10 protein-coding genes are annotated in these 17,994 nt (G+C 37.8%); 9 read left to right on the top strand and 1 reads right to left on the bottom strand.

The features are described from left to right. The first annotated feature begins 80 nt into the window (after positions 1-80). The 8 genes from I6F47_RS12730 (at position 81) to pelG (ending at position 14,748) form a co-directional block, all read left to right on the top strand. On the top strand, positions 81-2,786 hold the full coding sequence (locus tag I6F47_RS12730) for an endo alpha-1,4 polygalactosaminidase (protein ID WP_197183968.1): 2,706 nt from the start codon (positions 81-83) through the stop codon (positions 2,784-2,786). A 305-nt stretch (positions 2,787-3,091) separates the two neighbouring features. Beyond that, a complete protein-coding gene (locus I6F47_RS12725; protein WP_197117788.1) occupies positions 3,092-5,800 on the top strand; it encodes an endo alpha-1,4 polygalactosaminidase in 2,709 nt (902 codons plus the stop codon). Next, positions 5,800-9,081 (top strand): tetratricopeptide repeat protein, encoded by a 3,282-nt coding sequence (locus I6F47_RS12720; RefSeq protein ID WP_197117786.1) that lies wholly within the window; start codon positions 5,800-5,802, stop codon positions 9,079-9,081. The genes I6F47_RS12725 and I6F47_RS12720 overlap by 1 nt, the downstream gene beginning before the upstream one ends. A gap of 14 nt (positions 9,082-9,095) precedes the next feature. Further along, complete coding sequence (locus tag I6F47_RS12715; RefSeq protein ID WP_197117784.1) at positions 9,096-9,611, top strand: protein PelC; 516 nt, start codon at positions 9,096-9,098, stop codon at positions 9,609-9,611. Then, complete coding sequence (locus I6F47_RS20725) at positions 9,608-10,906, top strand: PelD GGDEF domain-containing protein (RefSeq protein ID WP_197183967.1); 1,299 nt, start codon at positions 9,608-9,610, stop codon at positions 10,904-10,906. The genes I6F47_RS12715 and I6F47_RS20725 overlap by 4 nt, the downstream gene beginning before the upstream one ends. Continuing rightward, positions 10,903-11,886 carry a HEAT repeat domain-containing protein gene (locus I6F47_RS12705; RefSeq protein WP_197117782.1) on the top strand — a complete coding sequence of 328 codons (984 nt, stop codon included), beginning with the start codon at positions 10,903-10,905 and terminating at the stop codon, positions 11,884-11,886. Before I6F47_RS20725 ends, I6F47_RS12705 begins: the two co-directional genes overlap by 4 nt. Continuing rightward, positions 11,879-13,396, top strand: a complete 1,518-nt coding sequence (gene pelF, locus I6F47_RS12700) for a GT4 family glycosyltransferase PelF (RefSeq protein ID WP_165722858.1) — start codon at positions 11,879-11,881, stop codon at positions 13,394-13,396. The genes I6F47_RS12705 and pelF overlap by 8 nt, the downstream gene beginning before the upstream one ends. Continuing rightward, complete coding sequence (gene pelG, locus I6F47_RS12695; protein WP_007584803.1) at positions 13,384-14,748, top strand: exopolysaccharide Pel transporter PelG; 1,365 nt, start codon at positions 13,384-13,386, stop codon at positions 14,746-14,748. The genes pelF and pelG overlap by 13 nt, the downstream gene beginning before the upstream one ends. Positions 14,749-14,796: 48 nt before the next feature. On the opposite strand, the gene I6F47_RS12690 is transcribed toward pelG, so the two are convergent. After that, on the bottom strand, positions 14,797-15,771 hold the full coding sequence (locus tag I6F47_RS12690; RefSeq protein ID WP_197183966.1) for a DNA topoisomerase IB: 975 nt from the start codon (positions 15,769-15,771) through the stop codon (positions 14,797-14,799). Between the two features lie 217 nt (positions 15,772-15,988). Between I6F47_RS12690 and I6F47_RS12685 the strand changes: the two genes are divergently transcribed. Continuing rightward, positions 15,989-17,875 (top strand): hypothetical protein, encoded by a 1,887-nt coding sequence (locus I6F47_RS12685; protein WP_165722861.1) that lies wholly within the window; start codon positions 15,989-15,991, stop codon positions 17,873-17,875. Positions 17,876-17,994 lie beyond the last annotated feature (119 nt).

Here is a 17,994-nt window from a genome sequence, read left to right as displayed (position 1 = left end):
CTTCCTAAGACCAAATAACCAGATAGATTAAAACATATTGTTTTGAGCCACTGTTATGAATTAATAAAAATGAATTACTAATGAAATATATTTTATACCTCGTGCTTTTAATCTCTAGTCAAGTATTTGCAAAGCCTGTAAATAATAGTATTGCATTTTACTATTCGTACCCGATGCCTCTAGCCGAAATGACTTTTTATTCTCGCGTTGTAGTTCAGCCCGAACACGTCACTGAGCACGAACTTAATTGGTTTAAACAACGTAATATTGCTGTTTATGCTTATTTAAGTGTTGGCGAGTCCTTTAATAAAAATAAGTCATCACTTAGTATAAACCCCAACTGGGATAGTCATATTGCCGATTTAGCATCAGCACATTGGCAACAACATATTAAAAGTAGCGCTGCGGCATTAAAAGCACGCGGCTTTAATGGCTTATTTTTAGATACCCTAGATAGCTATCAGCTATTAGATGCTAAACACGGTAAACCAGATCAACAAACTGGGTTAGTCACCATAATAAGTTCACTCTCTGAGACTTTTGATAAGCACCTTATCCTCAACCGGGGCTTTGAGCTATTGCCTAAACTCGCTAATTTAGCCAACGACTTAGTTGCTGAGGGTTTGTATAGCCACTTCAACCCTAACGACAGTAGCTATACACTGACTAACAAAAACGACCAAAATTGGCTAAGCGCACAATTAAAAAAAGCACAAAACTTAGGCCTCAACGTCCAAATTATTGATTATGCAAAGCCCGATAACCGCCTCGCTATGGCACAAAAGATTATAGACGCAGGTTTTAATCCATGGGTGACAGATGGCCACTTGCAAACATGGGGTACATCATCAATAAAACCGGTGCCTAGGCGAATATTAATTCCTTATAATAGCGATATTTCACCATTAGTTAAAAAATCTGTTCATTCAAAGCTTGCTACAATCATAGAATACTTAGGGTATATTCCTGATTATGTAGACATCGCTAAAGAAAGGTTACCTAGAATAGATCCGAGTTTACATGCCGGCATTATTTCTTGGACTACTAGTAATATATTTTATAGTACTGAGATTATTAAATGGCTAGAAGAAGGTTTAGAAATAGTACCGGAACTAATATTAGGGGAATTACCTCAATCAAATAAATTACTAGCTAGTTTAGGCGTAGAAAATATAAATGTTGCGCAAGCTGGACCTTATAAAGTTGAATACTTTGCCGATTGGCTAAAAGGTGAAACTACAAAAGCGCCTGTAATAATCCGACCAAACTTCCTTAAATTAACCTCAGACGCCACAGCGTTAATTAGCATTACTTCAGCAAACGGCAGAACACTAGCGCAAGGAAGTAAGACTAAACTGGGTGGCATAATAGTAGCCCCTTGGCTAATTGATAATTTACCACTGGAAGGCAGTAAATGGGTGATCGACCCTAAGAAATTGTTAAAGAAAGTACTAAATTTACCCACAATATTAGCTCCTGATACAACGACTCTAAGCGGAAGGCGTATGTTAACTTTGCATATAGATGGCGATGGATTTAGTAGCATTGCGCACTTCAAAGGTAAGCCATACAACTCAGAAGTAATTCGAGATGAGGTAATAAAAAGGTACAAATTGCCATTAACCTCCTCCATAATACAAGCAGATATAGAGCCTAACGGCTTACATTCAAAACAAAGTAAAGAACTTGAGCAAGTTGCAAGAGATATATTTGAACTACCTTATGTAGAGGTTGCATCGCACACATATAGCCACCCTTACTTTTGGAAAGTGCTATCAGGAATACAAAACATAGATGAAGATGATACGAAATACGGACTTAATTTAAATATTCCTGGGTATCTCTCTGTCGATTTAGAAAAAGAAATTTCAGGGTCAATTCAATATATTAATGAACGACTGACGCCAAAGAATAAAAAAACAGTATTAATTCTATGGTCAGGCGATGCAGTTCCAGGACCAAAGGCTTTAGCCATAGCAAGAAAAGCTGGCGTGCTCAACGTGAATGGTGGTAATACTTCAGTAAAAGCTGATAACCCAACACTTACAAATGTATCGCCAATTGGACGATCTGAAGGTGACTTGTTATACCAAATTTATGCACCCATTATTAACGAGAACGTATACACCAACTTGTGGCATGGACCTTATTATGGTTTTAAGCGCCTAATCGAAACATTTGAAATTACAGAAAAACCATACAGATTAAAACCCTATAGTATTTACTTTCATTTTTATTCTGGTGAACTACCTGCTGGACTTGATGCCCTGAAATATAATATAGACTACGTACTTGCAAGACCGAATACGCCAGTACATTTAAGCCAGTATGCAAAAATAGCTAAAGACTTTTATTTTTCAGCTCTTGCTAAAAATAGCAATAACGAATGGGTTTTTAGCTCTCAAAGCATTCGAACATTACGTATTCCCAATGATTTTGATGTTCCTAATGTAGCTCAAAGTTCAGGAATATCCGGCGTCACTCAAAAGGGTGATTACATTCATATAACTGATGATTTAGCAAAGCTTAGCTTTGATCACAGCCAAGAAAACAATGTACCGTATTTAGCTTCAGCTAATGTCTCCATGGATAATTGGCAAGTGAATGGAGCTGTCAGTTTTAAAGCATGGGTGCCTGCTAAAATTGATTTAGTTAATGGCCGTTCTTGTGAGTTTGTTTCTAATGATGGAAAGCGCTTTAAAGGTAAATCAAATGCTGATATCACACAGTTTAGTCTGCCAAAAGGTCAATTCTATGGTTACTTAAAATGTAAAAGAGCTGCTTGATGGTGAGTAATAAAAAACTAAGCTCTTATTATAAGTAACATATTAATACATTCTTTTATCGTTTTTCTAAGTATAGGTTTGTAGGTTGCTCTTAATAACTCGAGTGGCAAACCAATGGGTTTTATTGTGGTGAGTTAATCAAACCAGCATGTTATTATACCCCTTGATTATATGGTTGAATTAACATGTAGAAATTAATCTTCCATTAACATATAATAACCCTATATTACTAATACCAAATAGCTAGATAAATTGGAACGTATTACTTTGAGCCACAGTTATAAATTAATTGAAATGAATTACTAATGAAATATTTTTTATACCTAGTGCTTTTAATTTCTAGTCAAGTATTTGCAAAGCCTGTGAATAATAGTATTGCATTTTACTACTCAGCGCCGATGCCATTAGCCGAAATGACCTTTTATTCTCGCGTTGTAGTTCAGCCCGAATTAGTCACTGAGCACGAACTTAATTGGTTTAAACAGCGTAATATTGCTGTCTATGCTTATTTAAGTGTTGGTGAGTCGTTTATTGAAAGTAAGTCTTCACTCGCAGTTAACCCTAACTGGAATAGCCATATTGCCGATTTGGCATCAGCACATTGGCAACAACATATTAAAAGTAGCGCTGTGGCATTAAAAGCACGCGGCTTTAGCGGCTTATTTTTAGATACCCTAGACAGCTATCAGCTATTAGATGCTACACACAGTAAACCCGATCAACAAGCTGGGTTAGTCACCATAATAAGCTCACTATCTGAGACTTTTGATAAGCTCCTTATCCTCAATCGGGGATTTGAGTTATTGCCTAAACTCGCTAATTTAGCAAGTGACTTAGTTGCTGAGGGTTTGTATAGCCACTTCAATCCAACCGACAATAGCTATAAAGTGACCAACAAAAACGACCAAGATTGGCTAAGCGCACAATTAAAAACAGCACAAAGTTTAGGCCTCAACGTCCAAGTTATTGATTATGCAAAGCCCGGTAATCGCCTTACTATGGCACAAAATATTATAGACGCAGGTTTCAATCCGTGGGTGACCGACGGTCACTTGCAAACGTGGGGCACATCATCAATTACGCCGATCCCTAGGCGCATTTTAATCCCTTATAACAGTAACGTAAAACCACTCATATACACTACCGTACACTTAAAGCTTGCGACCATGATTGAGTATTTGGGGTACATACCTGATTACATAGATATGGCAAAACGCGACTTACCTTTGGTTGACCCTAGCTTACATGCCGGTATTATTTCGTGGACCTCAAGCGATGCATTTTACACCCCAACACTTACCAATTGGCTTGAAGCTAATTTAGGTGTTGTGCCAGAACTTATTTTAGGCGAGTTACCACAGTCAACTAAATTACTATTTAACATGGGTATTGAGTCGTTAAACACACTACCTGAAGGTCCATATAAACAAGATAGCTTTGCACCTTGGCTCAAAGGAGAATCCACAACACCTCCCCCTATCGTTAAACCATATTTACTAAAATTAGCAACTAATGCGACTCCTTTAATTACAATAAAATCAGCTGATAACACGATAATTGTACAAGCGGCTAAAACTAAATATGGTGCAGTCGTGGTTGCTCCTTGGCTAATTGATACATTTCCGATGGAAGGCAGCAAATGGGTTATTGATCCACGTACATTACTAACTCAGGCTATGGAACTACCACCTATATTAGTGCCAGATACAACCACCGAAAGCGGCAGGCGAATGCTTACGCTGCATATAGATGGAGATGGATTTACAAGTGTTGCCCACTATGCGGGTAGGCCTTATTCAGCAGAAGTAATTCGAGATGAAATAATTAAACACTACAAACTACCGTTAACGTCCTCAGTGATCCAAGCTGACATTGAAGAAGGCGGTATTCACTCTAAACAAAGTGCCAAACTTGAAGGCATTGCACGTAGTATTTTTAACCTACCTTACGTAGAAGTTGCTTCGCATACTTATAGCCACCCCTATTTTTGGACTGCTCTATCTGGGCGAAAAAAAATAGATGAAGACGACACTGATTACGGTTTTCATCTAGATGTACCTGGCTACAACACCATCAGCCTTAAAAAAGAAATTACAGATTCGATAAAATATATTGATGAAAAACTCACACCTAAAAATAAAAAAACAGTGATGATGTTATGGTCAGGCGATGCAACTCCTGGTCCTAAAGCGCTTGAACTGGCTCGTGATGCTGGTGTGCTAAACGTAAATGGCGGCAACACTGATGTAAATTCCGATAACCCTAGCCTTACACATATATCACCTATTGGCCGCCCTGAAAGAGATTTGCTGTATCAAATTTATGCCCCCATATTAAATGAAAATGTTTACACTAACTTATGGCATGGCCCTTATTATGGCTTTAGACGCTTAACTGAAACTTTCGAAATTACAGAAAAGCCATATAGGTTAAAACCTTACACTATTTATTATCACTTTTATTCAGGTGAAGTTCTTGCGGGACTAGACGCTCTTAAACACAACATAGATTATGTTTTAGCAAGACCAAATACACCTGTGCATTTAAGCCATTATGCAAAAGTAGCAAAGGATTTTTACTTTTCTGCACTTGCAAAAAACAGTAATAATGAATGGTTATTTAGCTCAAAGTACATTCATACTTTGCGAATACCTACCGATTTTGATGTGCCAAACATAGCTCAAAGTGAAGGTGTATCTGGTGTAACTGAAAAAGGTGACTACATACATATTATAAATAACATAGCTCGCCTTAGCTTTGATCATAGCCAAAATAGTAAAAAACCTTATTTAGCATCTGCAAATGTGGTTGTTAATAGCTGGCAAGTTAACGGGCCTGTTAGCTTTAAAGCGTGGGTACCTGCTTCGCTTGATTTAATGAATGCACGCTCTTGTGAGTTTGTATCTGGTTTGGGTGAGCACTTTAAAGGTATTAACCGAGGTAAATTAACACATTTCAAAATACCTGCAGGTGATTTTTATGGTTACCTTAACTGCGACGGAGCCGCACTATAATGAATACTACAAAGCGCCCTCAGTTAATTTCAGTAAAAACAATATTAGCGATATTAGCCGTAAGTTGTTTTGCACTTTATGCATTATTTCCACATACCTTATTTTTTGAAGATGATGCACTTTCACAAGACTATACCTTTGAGAAGTCTTACCTTAATGCAGCGCTCAATACAGAGCCCGACAACGAAAAGCTACGCGCAAAATTAGTTGAGCTACATATAGGGCTTAGTGAGTATTCACAAGCTACTAACGAGCTTGAAAAGCTACCTAGAGGTGAGCGCAAAGCAACACTTGAAATAAAGCTGCTCTACTCATTATGGCTAGCAAGCGGTGCTAAAGTTGACGACCGCTTTGAAGAGTTATCTTTAAAAATTGGTGCTCATAAAAACTGGAACGAACAAATATTAACTATTGCAAAAGCAGTTGGGTTAAATGCAAAAGTTGCTCAGTACTATCAAAAAAATAAACAGCCTCTCCTTGCAGCCGATTACTGGTTAAGCGCAGGCGAACCAGACAAAGCATTCGCTATTTATAAAACAAATATAAATGCTGATATTGCAGCTAAAGCGATTGAAACTGCACTTGGTGCAAATAACCCGATACAAGCTTATGCATGGTGGAAAACCTATGGTGACAAAGCCAATATTAAACGCACACTTTATTTGGCTAACTTAGCAGGCAATACAGAAGATGCGGCTCAAGCCATTGAAAGTTTATTAAAAGTTGAGCCAAATAACACAGAGTACTTAACACAAGCGATGCACCTGCGTTTAGCAAATGCAAATGCAAAAGGGGCAGAGCAATTACTCGCAAAGTTATTACTACAAAGCCCAGCTGACAAAGAGCTACATTTATTAAATTGGAAGATAAAGCGCTGGCAAAACAAGCCTAAAGAAGCACTTCGAGAGTTTAAATGGCTAATGTCTAACAAAGCTGTAACTCCTGCGATGCTTACCGATAGTATTAACGATGCCACCGCTTTATATTTATACCAAGACGCTAATGATATATACGAATATAAAGCCCAAAATAGAAATCTAAAAGGTAATGGCTTTGCTAATTGGATGCAAGCTAACGAATTTATTGGTAACACAAAGCAAGAATTAAATAATATTGAACGCTTTGAGCAAATAAATGGTAAAAGTGCATTATCACAATATTGGAAAGCAAAAGTACTTCACGATACTGGTAATTTAAAAGCATTAAGAGCTTTGTGGCCTACATATAAAGGGCCTAAAAATGAAGAAGATTTACTTTGGATTGCCCGCGCATTTTGGCTAGAAGATGACTTTTCTACAGCTCTGCAAGTACTAAAAAACAAACATGAAAGTTCTGACGATGAGTTTTGGAGCGCCAATGTTGACATGGCAATGCGAGTTAAGGACAAAGCTCATGAGCTATATGCATTAGAAAAGTTACAAAAAATAAGTCCTTTGAGCGTAGGCGACATGCTGCACTACCAACAACTGCGCTTTGAAGGTCGGCCTCAGGAGCTTCTTGATTATTTATGGAAAAGTGAGTCGCAAACTGACCGTCAATTGATTCAAATTGCATTATTAAGCACACAAGTAAATGATGCTAAATCAGTTGCACGTATTCATGCTGAACTTGATAAGCAGCGCTACAATAAAGCTCTCTACCCTGCTTGGTTAATTCTTTCAAATTGGTATCAAAACCAAAGTGATTTAAATTCAGCTTATACAACTTTAAACCGCGCCGCTAAATTAAGTGAATATGACTCTGATGTTGTGCTGGCACAAGGTTGGTTAGCGCTGCAAATGCACGACACCGTGATGATCAGCCGCATTTTAGCTCGCTATTCTCAAAGCGACCCTTCCTATGCGTGGACCCAGCTATTAGCAAGCTTATCTATTCACGAAAAGTCATATAACAGTGCTTACTTTTATTTGCGTAAATTAGCCATTGCAGATCCAAGCGATTTAACAACACTGGTTAACTTAGCCGATGTAATGAAGCAACTTGGTTATTATGCAAATGCTGCTGAACTTAATCACTATTTACTGCAACACTTACCTAAAGATAAATATGCATACAGAGGCTTAATGTTCCGCTGGGCGGGCGCGATGGCTGTTCCTCATTTAATGCAATTAAACACAATGGAAGAACTTGCCCCCGACACTATTGGTGAGCCCCAAACAAACTGGTGGTTAGCGCGCAGGGCTGCACAAAAATTAGAGCCATGGCAAAAACTACAACTTTATATGACCAACGGCGAATTTAATAAAGCGAAACAACTATTAGCCGAAGGCTCACTAAGCAAATTAGATGAACTAAACGCCCTACTCTATCTAAAGCAGCCATACGCAACAATGCAGCGTTGGTATGAAGAACTGACTGGTGAGCTTGACGAATCACAATTGAGCTTACTTAGAAATGCACGTGCATCCTACTTTAGGGCGCTTGAAATTAACCTATCGCCAGAGGCTGGTTTAAACAGTAGCCAGTACGATGTAAACGTTTATTTTCCTTATGCTAATGGGCAATGGAAATTAAGTTTAAGTAATCAGCAAAATCTTGATAACAACGGATTACTGTTTGCGATAGAAGATAAAATGACATTTGGTCGTTGGTATTTTGATGCAAAAATAGATTCTCACCAAGGCAGCTTAGTTAGCCGCCAAGGTCTTAGCTTAGACTCTCGTTATCAATGGGATTCGCGTACACAGATAGGTTTAAAGCTTGAATATAATGTTGAAAACCGCCAATCAGAAGCGCTACTTAGTTATGCTCAACTAGATAAAGCCACGGCTTATGTTAACTACAACATTGATGGTAGACAAAACGTACAACTATCAGCAGCAGCGATGTCTTTTTCTCGAAGAGACGATGGCAGCTCACTCATTAATGGCCAAGAATATAATGCACGTTACCAGTACAGCATTTTAAAAGATCGCCCAATTTGGAACGCTTATTTTAGTGCACAATGGCAAGACTTTGAACGTGTAAATGCATTAATAAATACAGACACAAGACCTCTAAGAGTTGACCTTCAACCATTTAGGCGCTTTGCACTAGGTACCTCATTTGCCTCAACGGGTTCGTTAGAGCCGCCTTATTTAGGCGCAAACCCTTCATGGCTATTCGATATAAGTACTGGCTATCAAACACTTAACGATACAGTAGATGTATCTGTTTCGAGTGGCGCAGGTTGGTCTGTACTAGGCGATGATTTATTTAAATTACAGCTGGGTTACCAAAGTAGTAATAAAGTGGGTAACTCAGATACACAATTACAATTAGGTTATTACGTACATTTTTAATGTTAGGAGAGAGTATGTTTCGTTTAATTATACCGTGTTTGGTATTACTATTATCAGCATGTACCACCAGCAGAGTTGCTGATGATATAGAGCTTAGCCCTTTAAAAACAGTGGCATTAATGCCACTTGTTAATCATGCTCAAACACCGCTTGCAGGTGAGCGTGCTGAAGATATTTTAGCCAGTATTTGGCAACAAAATAAATTACCAACTCTTATACGCGCACCTCGCGTTAACACCAAAGAGCTTCCACCACTGGACGATCAATACCGCTTAGACAATGCTATGCAGTGGTTAAACACTCAACAAGCTGACTATGTATTAACAGGCAGTATTGAAGAGTGGCGCTACAAAGCTGGGCTTGATGGCGAACCCGTTGTTGCACTTACATTATCACTCACTGTAAATGGACAAACAACACCGATTTGGACCGGTACTATTGCTAAAAGTGGTTGGGGCCGCGATAGCATTGCAGCAACAGCACAAGATGTGATTGCCGATTTAATTTCTTATATAGAGGTTAGTGAGTGAAAACACATTTCCTTAGACCAAGAGACGTTCCTGAGCTACAAATATGGGCTGAGGTATTTATATTTACCGCGCTTGCTTTAGGGCTGCCTGTATTATTTAACGCAGAGGACCCATTTTGGACTGAGGGAGGGTTTTCGTGGCCTGTACTTGGCCCACTTTTAGTTTCTCTACGTTATGGCTTTTCAAAAGGCTTTATTAGTATTTTATGTTTGCTTGTTGGCCAACTTTTTTTACTTCAAGCAAATATTTTATCACCACAAAGCGACTTCAATATTAACGCCATGATTGGCTACATTATTGTAATTATGATCACAGGTGAGTTTAGGGATGTGTGGGAGCGCACTAATCAACAACAAAGTATTCAGCTTGAGTACGTAACCGACCGCCTTGAAACATTTACTCGTCAGTATCACTTAATTAATTCATCTCACGATAGAATAGAGCAAATGCTTGCTGGCCATACGTTAAGTTTGCGTGAATCGCTACAAGCAGTAAGAACCTCTATCGGGCTATTAAAAGAAAGAAGACTTGATAGCGCAGCGCAAAAAATAATCGACCTGTTCGTTGAATATGGTTTATTAGAAAGAGCGGGTTTATATAAAGTTGAAAACGACACTGTTTTAGAGCCACCACTTGCCTCTATTGGCAAAATGAGTCAAATAGCTGAAAACGATCCTCTTATACTAGCGATGATTGAAGAAAAAGAATTAGTATCAGTAAAAGACGCAAAAATGGCATCAGGTATAAGTAAATACCATATGGCAATCCCACTTATCGACGTAAATAATACAATTTATGGCGCTATTTTAGTTGAAAGAGTACAATTTTTTGCGCTTAAAAATACCACTCTTACACTACTTGCTGTTATGGCTGGGCATATTGGCGACCTACTGCGCCATGAAATAACAAACCCAGTAATGACGTATGAAGAGTCTCCGTACTTTATTCGCCAAGTTAAACGCGCGAATAAAGAAGCAAAACGATACAACATTCCATCGCAGCTGCTAAAAATAAAAGCCAATAATATTACTGATAAATCGACTCAACTTATGAGTTATTTAAGTGAAGCACGCCGTGGTTTAGACATTTATTTGTACGATAATCAAAATCAGGTATTACTGCTATTAATGCCATTAGCTGATGAACTTGAAAAAGCAGGGTTTATCGCCCGAATGAACACTTGGTGTAAAGAGCGCACTGGTAACACTTTAGCTGAGCTTGATATTGTTATTGAGCAACAACTTGCACTACCAATAAGCTCAGATGATATAAAGAGATTGGTTTCACTTTCATGATTATAATTATTGTAGCGGCTATTTTAGGGTGTATTTGCCAGTACTTTGCATTAATAGAAGTACTGGAAACACCTAATTGGTTTTTAGCTATATTATTGCATGCTATTGCTAGCATCCTTTTTGCTATTGTTAGTTATGTTTTTATACCTAAAAAATACAAAACGACTCCTTATAGCTCTTTGCTACTCATGTTTTTATTATTGTTTACATTACCAGTACTTGGAATTATAGGTGTTGTAGTAGCGCTTACGTTTGCTCTTTGTAAACCTCTCAAAAACGACGAGATAGAAATAGAAGAGCATAAAATACCTGAGCTTCCTTTTGAAGCCAGAGCAATATCAGCAAACCCGACCTATTCTATTGGCGGACTTAAAGCAATTTTGAAGCACGCGAGTGAACCAAATAAACGTTTAAGTGCTGTAATGGCAGCTCGTCACATGAGTGACTCACAAGCTATTCCTATTTTAAAGCTAGCACTTAAAGATTTAGAAGATGATATTCGACTACTCGCCTACTCAACCCTTGATGGTAAAGAAACCAAACTCAACGAAAAAATCAGTTTGTATCAGCAAGAAATAGCCATTACGACTAAGCAGCCTAAATTGAGCCATTTACAAAAACAGCTAGCCGAACTGTATTGGGAACTTAGCTATTTGGGTTTAGCCCAAGGTGCACTGCGTAAATATGTTTTAGAAAAAGCAGAAGCACTTGCAGAGCAAAGTATTGAGCACGTAAAAACACCTGCAACCTTTATATTTTTAGGCCGTATATCTTTAGCCTTAGACAAATACGAAATAGCCCATGAGTACTTACTTAAAGCAACTGAGTTTGGTATGGCAAGGCGTCATGTTCTCCCTTATAAAGCCGAAGTTGCCTTTTGTATGAACAAGTTTGACGACTGTAAACGCTATTTAAAAGAACTCCCAGAACAACCTAAAGGCAGTGAATTACGTCATTTGCAGGAGTATTGGCATGAGTAATAAAAATGCAGACATTTTACTGCTTTTGGAAGGTACCTACCCTTACGTACGTGGTGGTGTATCTAGTTGGGTTCATCAAATAATTGAAGGGTTACCTCATTATAACTTTGAGCTTGTTTTTATAGGTGGAGCACCAGAGCATTATGGCGAGATTCAATATACTTTACCTGAAAACGTTACCAAGCTGCATGTTCATTATTTAGTGGAAAATGATACTTCTGAAATAAAAGCCAAGCATGGGGTTAAATATAAAAAAGAGCTCTTTGATTTCTGGCAACAACTACAAAATTATTTTAGAGATTGTAACGAGCCTATCCCGACTGAATTGTTAAAATTTGCATTTGAAACTTTGGCTAAAAAAGACGGTATTAACGAAGCCGACTTTTTATATAGTGAATCATCGTGGCAAGTGCTCACTAATTACTATTCAACTTTTTGTGATGAATCCTCTTTTATTGACTTTTTTTGGTCATATCGCAATTTATATAAACCGCTATTTAAAATAGCCGAAATTGCACGTGGACTTCCAAAAGTTAAACTTATTCACTCAATATCTACCGGGTATGCTGGTATTTTAGGATCTGGTGCCAGTGTTATAAGCGATACTCCCTTTTTGTTGACCGAACATGGTATTTACACCAAAGAGAGAAAAATAGATCTTATTCAAGCCAGTTGGATCAAAGAGTCTGAACAAAGCCTAGGTAAAAACTTAAATACCGAGATGGGCTTTATTCGCCGAATGTGGATCAGCTTTTTTGAGCAAATAGGCCGAACAACATACCAAGAAGCAGATAAGATCATTTCGCTATACGACGGTAACAGACAGCGCCAAATAAAAGATGGTGCAGCGCCTGAAAAAGCATTTGTTGTACCTAATGGCATTAAAACAGTACGCTTTATTGAAGCGCTTGATCAGCGTCCAAAACAGATACCACCGGTTGTTGGGTTAATTGGACGTGTAGTGCCTATAAAAGATATTAAAACCTTTATACGTGCGATTAAAGAAGCGCAATCGATATTACCAGAGGTCGAAGGCTGGATCATCGGCCCTTATGAAGAAGATCCGCAATATTACAAAGAGTGTGAACTACTTGTAGGCAGCCTTGATTTACAAAACAGTGTTAAGTTTTTAGGTATGCAAGATATTACCAAAATTTTGCCTAAGCTCGGAATTGTTGCTTTAACCTCGATTTCCGAAGCGCAGCCTTTAGTACTTTTAGAAGCAATGGCGGCCGGTGTGCCTGTACTGGCTAGTGATGTTGGCTCGTGCCGCGAAATAATCGAAGGCGGAACCGATGAAGATAAAGCATTAGGTAAAGCAGGTGAAGTTGTCTCAATTGCTTCTCCTAGCGAAACAGCACAACAAATATCAAATATGCTAACAAATGAGCAAGCTTGGCTTGAGTATCAAAAAAGTGGTTTAGACCGCGTACAAAAATTTTATGACGAGAGCCACATGTTTGCCCGTTACGATAAACTTTATAAGGATACAATGGCATGGCCGGAATAGGTTTTGAGATACGAAAAATTCTCAAAAAAAATACCCTGCTCTCAGTTTTTGAAGCATACGGCTACGCAGGATTAATAGGCTCAGGCCCCTGGCTGCTCTCTATTGTAGCGTTAATGCTGATTGGTATTTTAAGTTTAGGGATTGTATTACCTAAAGTACTTATTATTCAGTTTTTAACGCTTGTTACCTACATGATGGCCGCCTCACTTATTTTAACGGGTGGTTTGCAGTTATTACTAACTCGGTTTATTGCCGATTTGTTTTTTCAAAAAGAAGAGGCAAAAGTACTCCCTAATTTACTTGGTGCGCAACTTGTAACAACAATAGCTGCGTTATTGGTGGGCTTAGCTGTATGGCCTATGCTCCCTATACCCGTTGTCACTAAGATTATAATTTTAGGTGCCTTTGTAAGCTTATGTAATCAGTGGCTTGGCGCTATTTTTCTATCAGGTATGAAAGAATACCGGTTAATTTTAATTACCATGCTAAGTGGTTACGCCTTTATGGTATTGCTTGCATATTTATTAAGAGACTGGCAGTTAGACGGCTTATTTTTTGCGTTTTTTGCTGGCGAAGCACTGCTCTTTTTTAGCTTTTTATTTATGATTATTCGCCGCTACCCTGGTGAAAAACTTATAAGCTTTGACTTTTTAAGCAATAAAAAAGTGTATTACAGCCTATTCTTTTGTGGTCTGTTTTATAACATTGGTGTATGGGCTGATAAAATCATTTTTTGGTATTCTCCAAGCACATCAATTCAAATTATTGGCACATTAAGAGCAAGCCCAATTTATGACTTACCTATATTTTTGGCTTATTTGTCTATTATCCCCGGTATGGCGGTATTTTTAGTAAAAATGGAAACCGACTTTGTAGAAGAGTACGACCGTTTTTACACCGCTATTCGTGGTGGCTCATCTCTTGAAGAGATCTACATATTAAAAGACAGTATGATCCAAACTGCGCGTGCCGGTTTATACGATATATTTAAAATTCAGGGTATTACCGTTGCCTGCTTATTATTATGGGGTGAGCAAATACTTACCTTTATTGGCATTGATCCAAACTATAAAACGCTTTTATTTATTGATGTAGTCGGTGTAGGCGTACAAGTTATATTTTTATCTATTTTAAATATTTTGTTTTATTTAGATAAACGCTCAACAGTACTATTTTTAGCGGGGTTATTTTTGGTAATCAATGTTGTTTTAACTTTGTTATCAATTGCTTTTGGACCGCAGTTTTATGGCTATGGCTTTGCATTAGCGACCATTATTACCTCGGTAGTAGGATTGTTTTGGCTTTCAAAACAATTTGAAGATTTAGAATACGAAACGTTTATGCTGCAATAGCATAATATAAAAACTTAGCATAAAGGCTGTAAGCTACAGCCTTTATCGTTACGTTAAAAACTCTAATAAACCGCGCTCAAACCGACTAAGATACTTTGTTTTACGGGGTAATTTAAAATTGTCGCGCCAATGAGTTTGTTCTGATTCATTTTTCTTACAAAGCTCAATAACATCAGGATGAATATAAGAATTACGCGCTATTGTTGGCGTATTCCCAAGCCTTGAAGACACTTCATCAAGCATTGTTTTTAATGTAATAGCGCCTTTTGCTTCGTACACTTCTTTAAAAGCAATCACACTTGCTCGCCATGTTCTAAAGTGTTTTGCGCTAAATTCTTCACCCATTATATTTTGAATATACTGATTGATTTCAGTCGAAGTAACGTTAGAGCGCTCCCCCTCTTCTATATATTGAAACAAGTGTTGCCCGGGTAAGTCCTGAAGCTCCTTAATAACACTACTCAATGCTTTATCCGTTATATTTACTTCCCTTTCTTTACCTGACTTTGCACGGTATTTTAATCTAATATTTTTACCTGTTAATTTTGCATGCCTTGATCTTAGGGTTGTCGCACCAAAACTTTTATTTTGTTTTACATTACGTTCATTCCCCACCCGTAAAGCACCTAAATCCATTAATCTAACAATGGCTGCTAAAGTACGTTCATAATCGAGCTCATCACCTTGCAATGCTTCCATTAATTGAGCCCTAAGTAACGGCAGCTTATGTCCAAACACACTACAAGCTTGATACTTTTTAGCATCTTGTTGTTGTGTAAATAATGGATGATATCGGTACTGCTTTCGTCCTTTACTGTCGTAACCTGTTGCTAAAATATGCCCATTTTCTTCAGGGCAAAACCATACACTTTTATAAGCAGGCGGGAACGCGAGTGAATTTAAGCGCTCAATAACGGCCTTCTCTTTAATTATTTTTCCTATTGGGTCAAAATACTGCCAATGTTTGTTTTTTTGCTTTCGGGTAATTCCGGGCAAACTATCATCAACGTAAATCAATTCCATCATTCCTCCTCAAGCATTTAAAAGAGATATTGTTAACTCGCTTAAGCTTATATTTCAAAGCATAGAATGTACCACTTTAAAATAACCTTAAACTGAACGACTTTATTGATATATAATCAAAAATTGAGCAAAAACAAAAATACGATATATATAATGGTTATTATAACTACGCTTATATTCTCCCTTAATTGGGCATGCTGTTTAAAAGGAGCATTCAATGGCTTTTGATTATGGATCGATTGATCTTGGACTAAAAAACCCCTTCAAACTTGAAGGTAAAGTAACAGCTGTAAGAGGACTCATCGAGTCTATAGCGGGTATTAGTTTACTTGTTATTGCTGCGGGCTCAGTAAAAGAAGATACAACCGCTGGATGGATTTTAATGGTGTTTGGCATGCTTATTTTAGCATTCGGCATTCGCTCACTTTCAAGTGGTATTTATGCAACTCTTAAGTATTTTGTAGGCAGAAACCACCCTACTTCACTTGCTTATAACTACAGTAAATCACAAGCATCAACCGCCAAAGAAGAAGAAAAAGAAGTAGCCTACACCGCGCAATCACTCGAAGAAATGCTGGTTGGTCGTAAAAACAGTACGTTTAAAGAGCCTAATGGTTTTTTATCACGTTTACTTCACAGCTTAATCCCTAAGTTATTATTCCTACCTTATCCTATTCGTAATGTTGCTCAGCGCTTATTTGGCTCATGGGTAAGTACCCTTGTTGCACTTATTGCTTATGGCCTTGTGGCATTTGTATCTTTATCGGGTTTTACCGGTGAAGCAGGCGAATTAGCATTTCCTGTTTATAGTGCCATATTAATGTTCTACGTGCTTTTTTCGTGGCGCTCTACGGGTAAACCTATTTCTAGAAACGCTGAAAAAAATATTGAAGCACTTGGTACCGGTGCACTCGCTAAAATTATTTCTTTATCTTTTATTCTACCAATCGCTATTGGCCTTTCTATGTCATGGCTGATGAAAGAACAACACATTAGCAAACAAGAAATAGATGGCTGGATTGAGCAACTACCTAGTCTTCATGCTGGCATGTACTTAATTGCGATTATTGTATTAGCCACTCTGAGCTGCGCAATTGCTTTTATTATGATTAAAGCGCGTTTAAATGCAGTTACCCCTTCTGCTGAAGTATCAGAACTACGTGAAAACTGGCAAGAGTCTGTTCATCCAGACGAAATTTTTATAAACCTAGACAATCTAGTAATGGCTAACCGTCGTTATAAAGAAGTACCTAACAGAGTTTATCGCGAATTAGATCCTAAGCTTCAAGAACAAATTGAAGGTAAAGGCGGTTTTAAAGGTGAAATGATCCAAGAGATTCAACCTAAACTGCACTCAATAGACTTAGGTAAAAACTTTACGCTAGCACGGTTACTTGCTTTAGTAAGTGGTAACTTGCTTTATATTATAGCCTTAGCGTTTACTGTGTTTTTAGCGTATTCGTTTATTAATATTTATCATTACGTTGACGCTGCAAATATTAGTAGCTTTAAACAAGCATTTAATAACCAACATGTTATTCAATTTAGTGAGCTATTAATGACAAGCTTTCACTTATTGCTAATAGGTATACTTATTAAAGCATTTGCGCAATTGCTTACAAATACAGCTCATCTATTTTTTGCTGAAATGCAATTTGAATCACTACTAGTGTACTTTAAATGCGAAGGCACATTTACTGAGTCTAAAATATCAACAGGTACTGGTATTCACGATAGTACTCGCTCAGAAAATACTTTAGTACGCAGTAGCATAACGCCTTGGATTATTGTTTCTCGTGTTGTTTCTACTACGTTTGCAGCAACAGGTATGAAAAATCTTGAACATCCTCGCCATATTATGGAAATGCATAAAGACGAAGGACAATTACAAGCAATCAAAAAAGACGTTATCGCGTTCTTGAAAGACCGTGAATCTATCGCCTCAATCACCAGTGAGCGTGATTTAGGTAATGCGTCACAAATACATCAATTAAACCAGCAAACGCGTGCTATACCTACTCAGCAAGCGATAGCTAAAGATGACGAAGAAGCTGCCGGGTATTTAAGACAAGAAGAAAACTTATCTCCCGAGCCAAAGGGTTAATTAACTTAAACTCTGGATTATTAGTATTAATGCCACCTTGTAAATTAGGTGGCATTTTTTTATCCTTTATTAACCTCTATTCAATACCTTTTAACTTTACTACCTCTTTTATACTCAAC

This window comes from Pseudoalteromonas sp. NZS37 (assembly GCF_015864265.1).
Lineage (GTDB): Bacteria > Pseudomonadota > Gammaproteobacteria > Enterobacterales > Alteromonadaceae > Pseudoalteromonas > Pseudoalteromonas arctica.
Note: the sequence above shows the minus strand (reverse complement) of the source record. Positions and strands in the feature narration are given on the sequence as shown.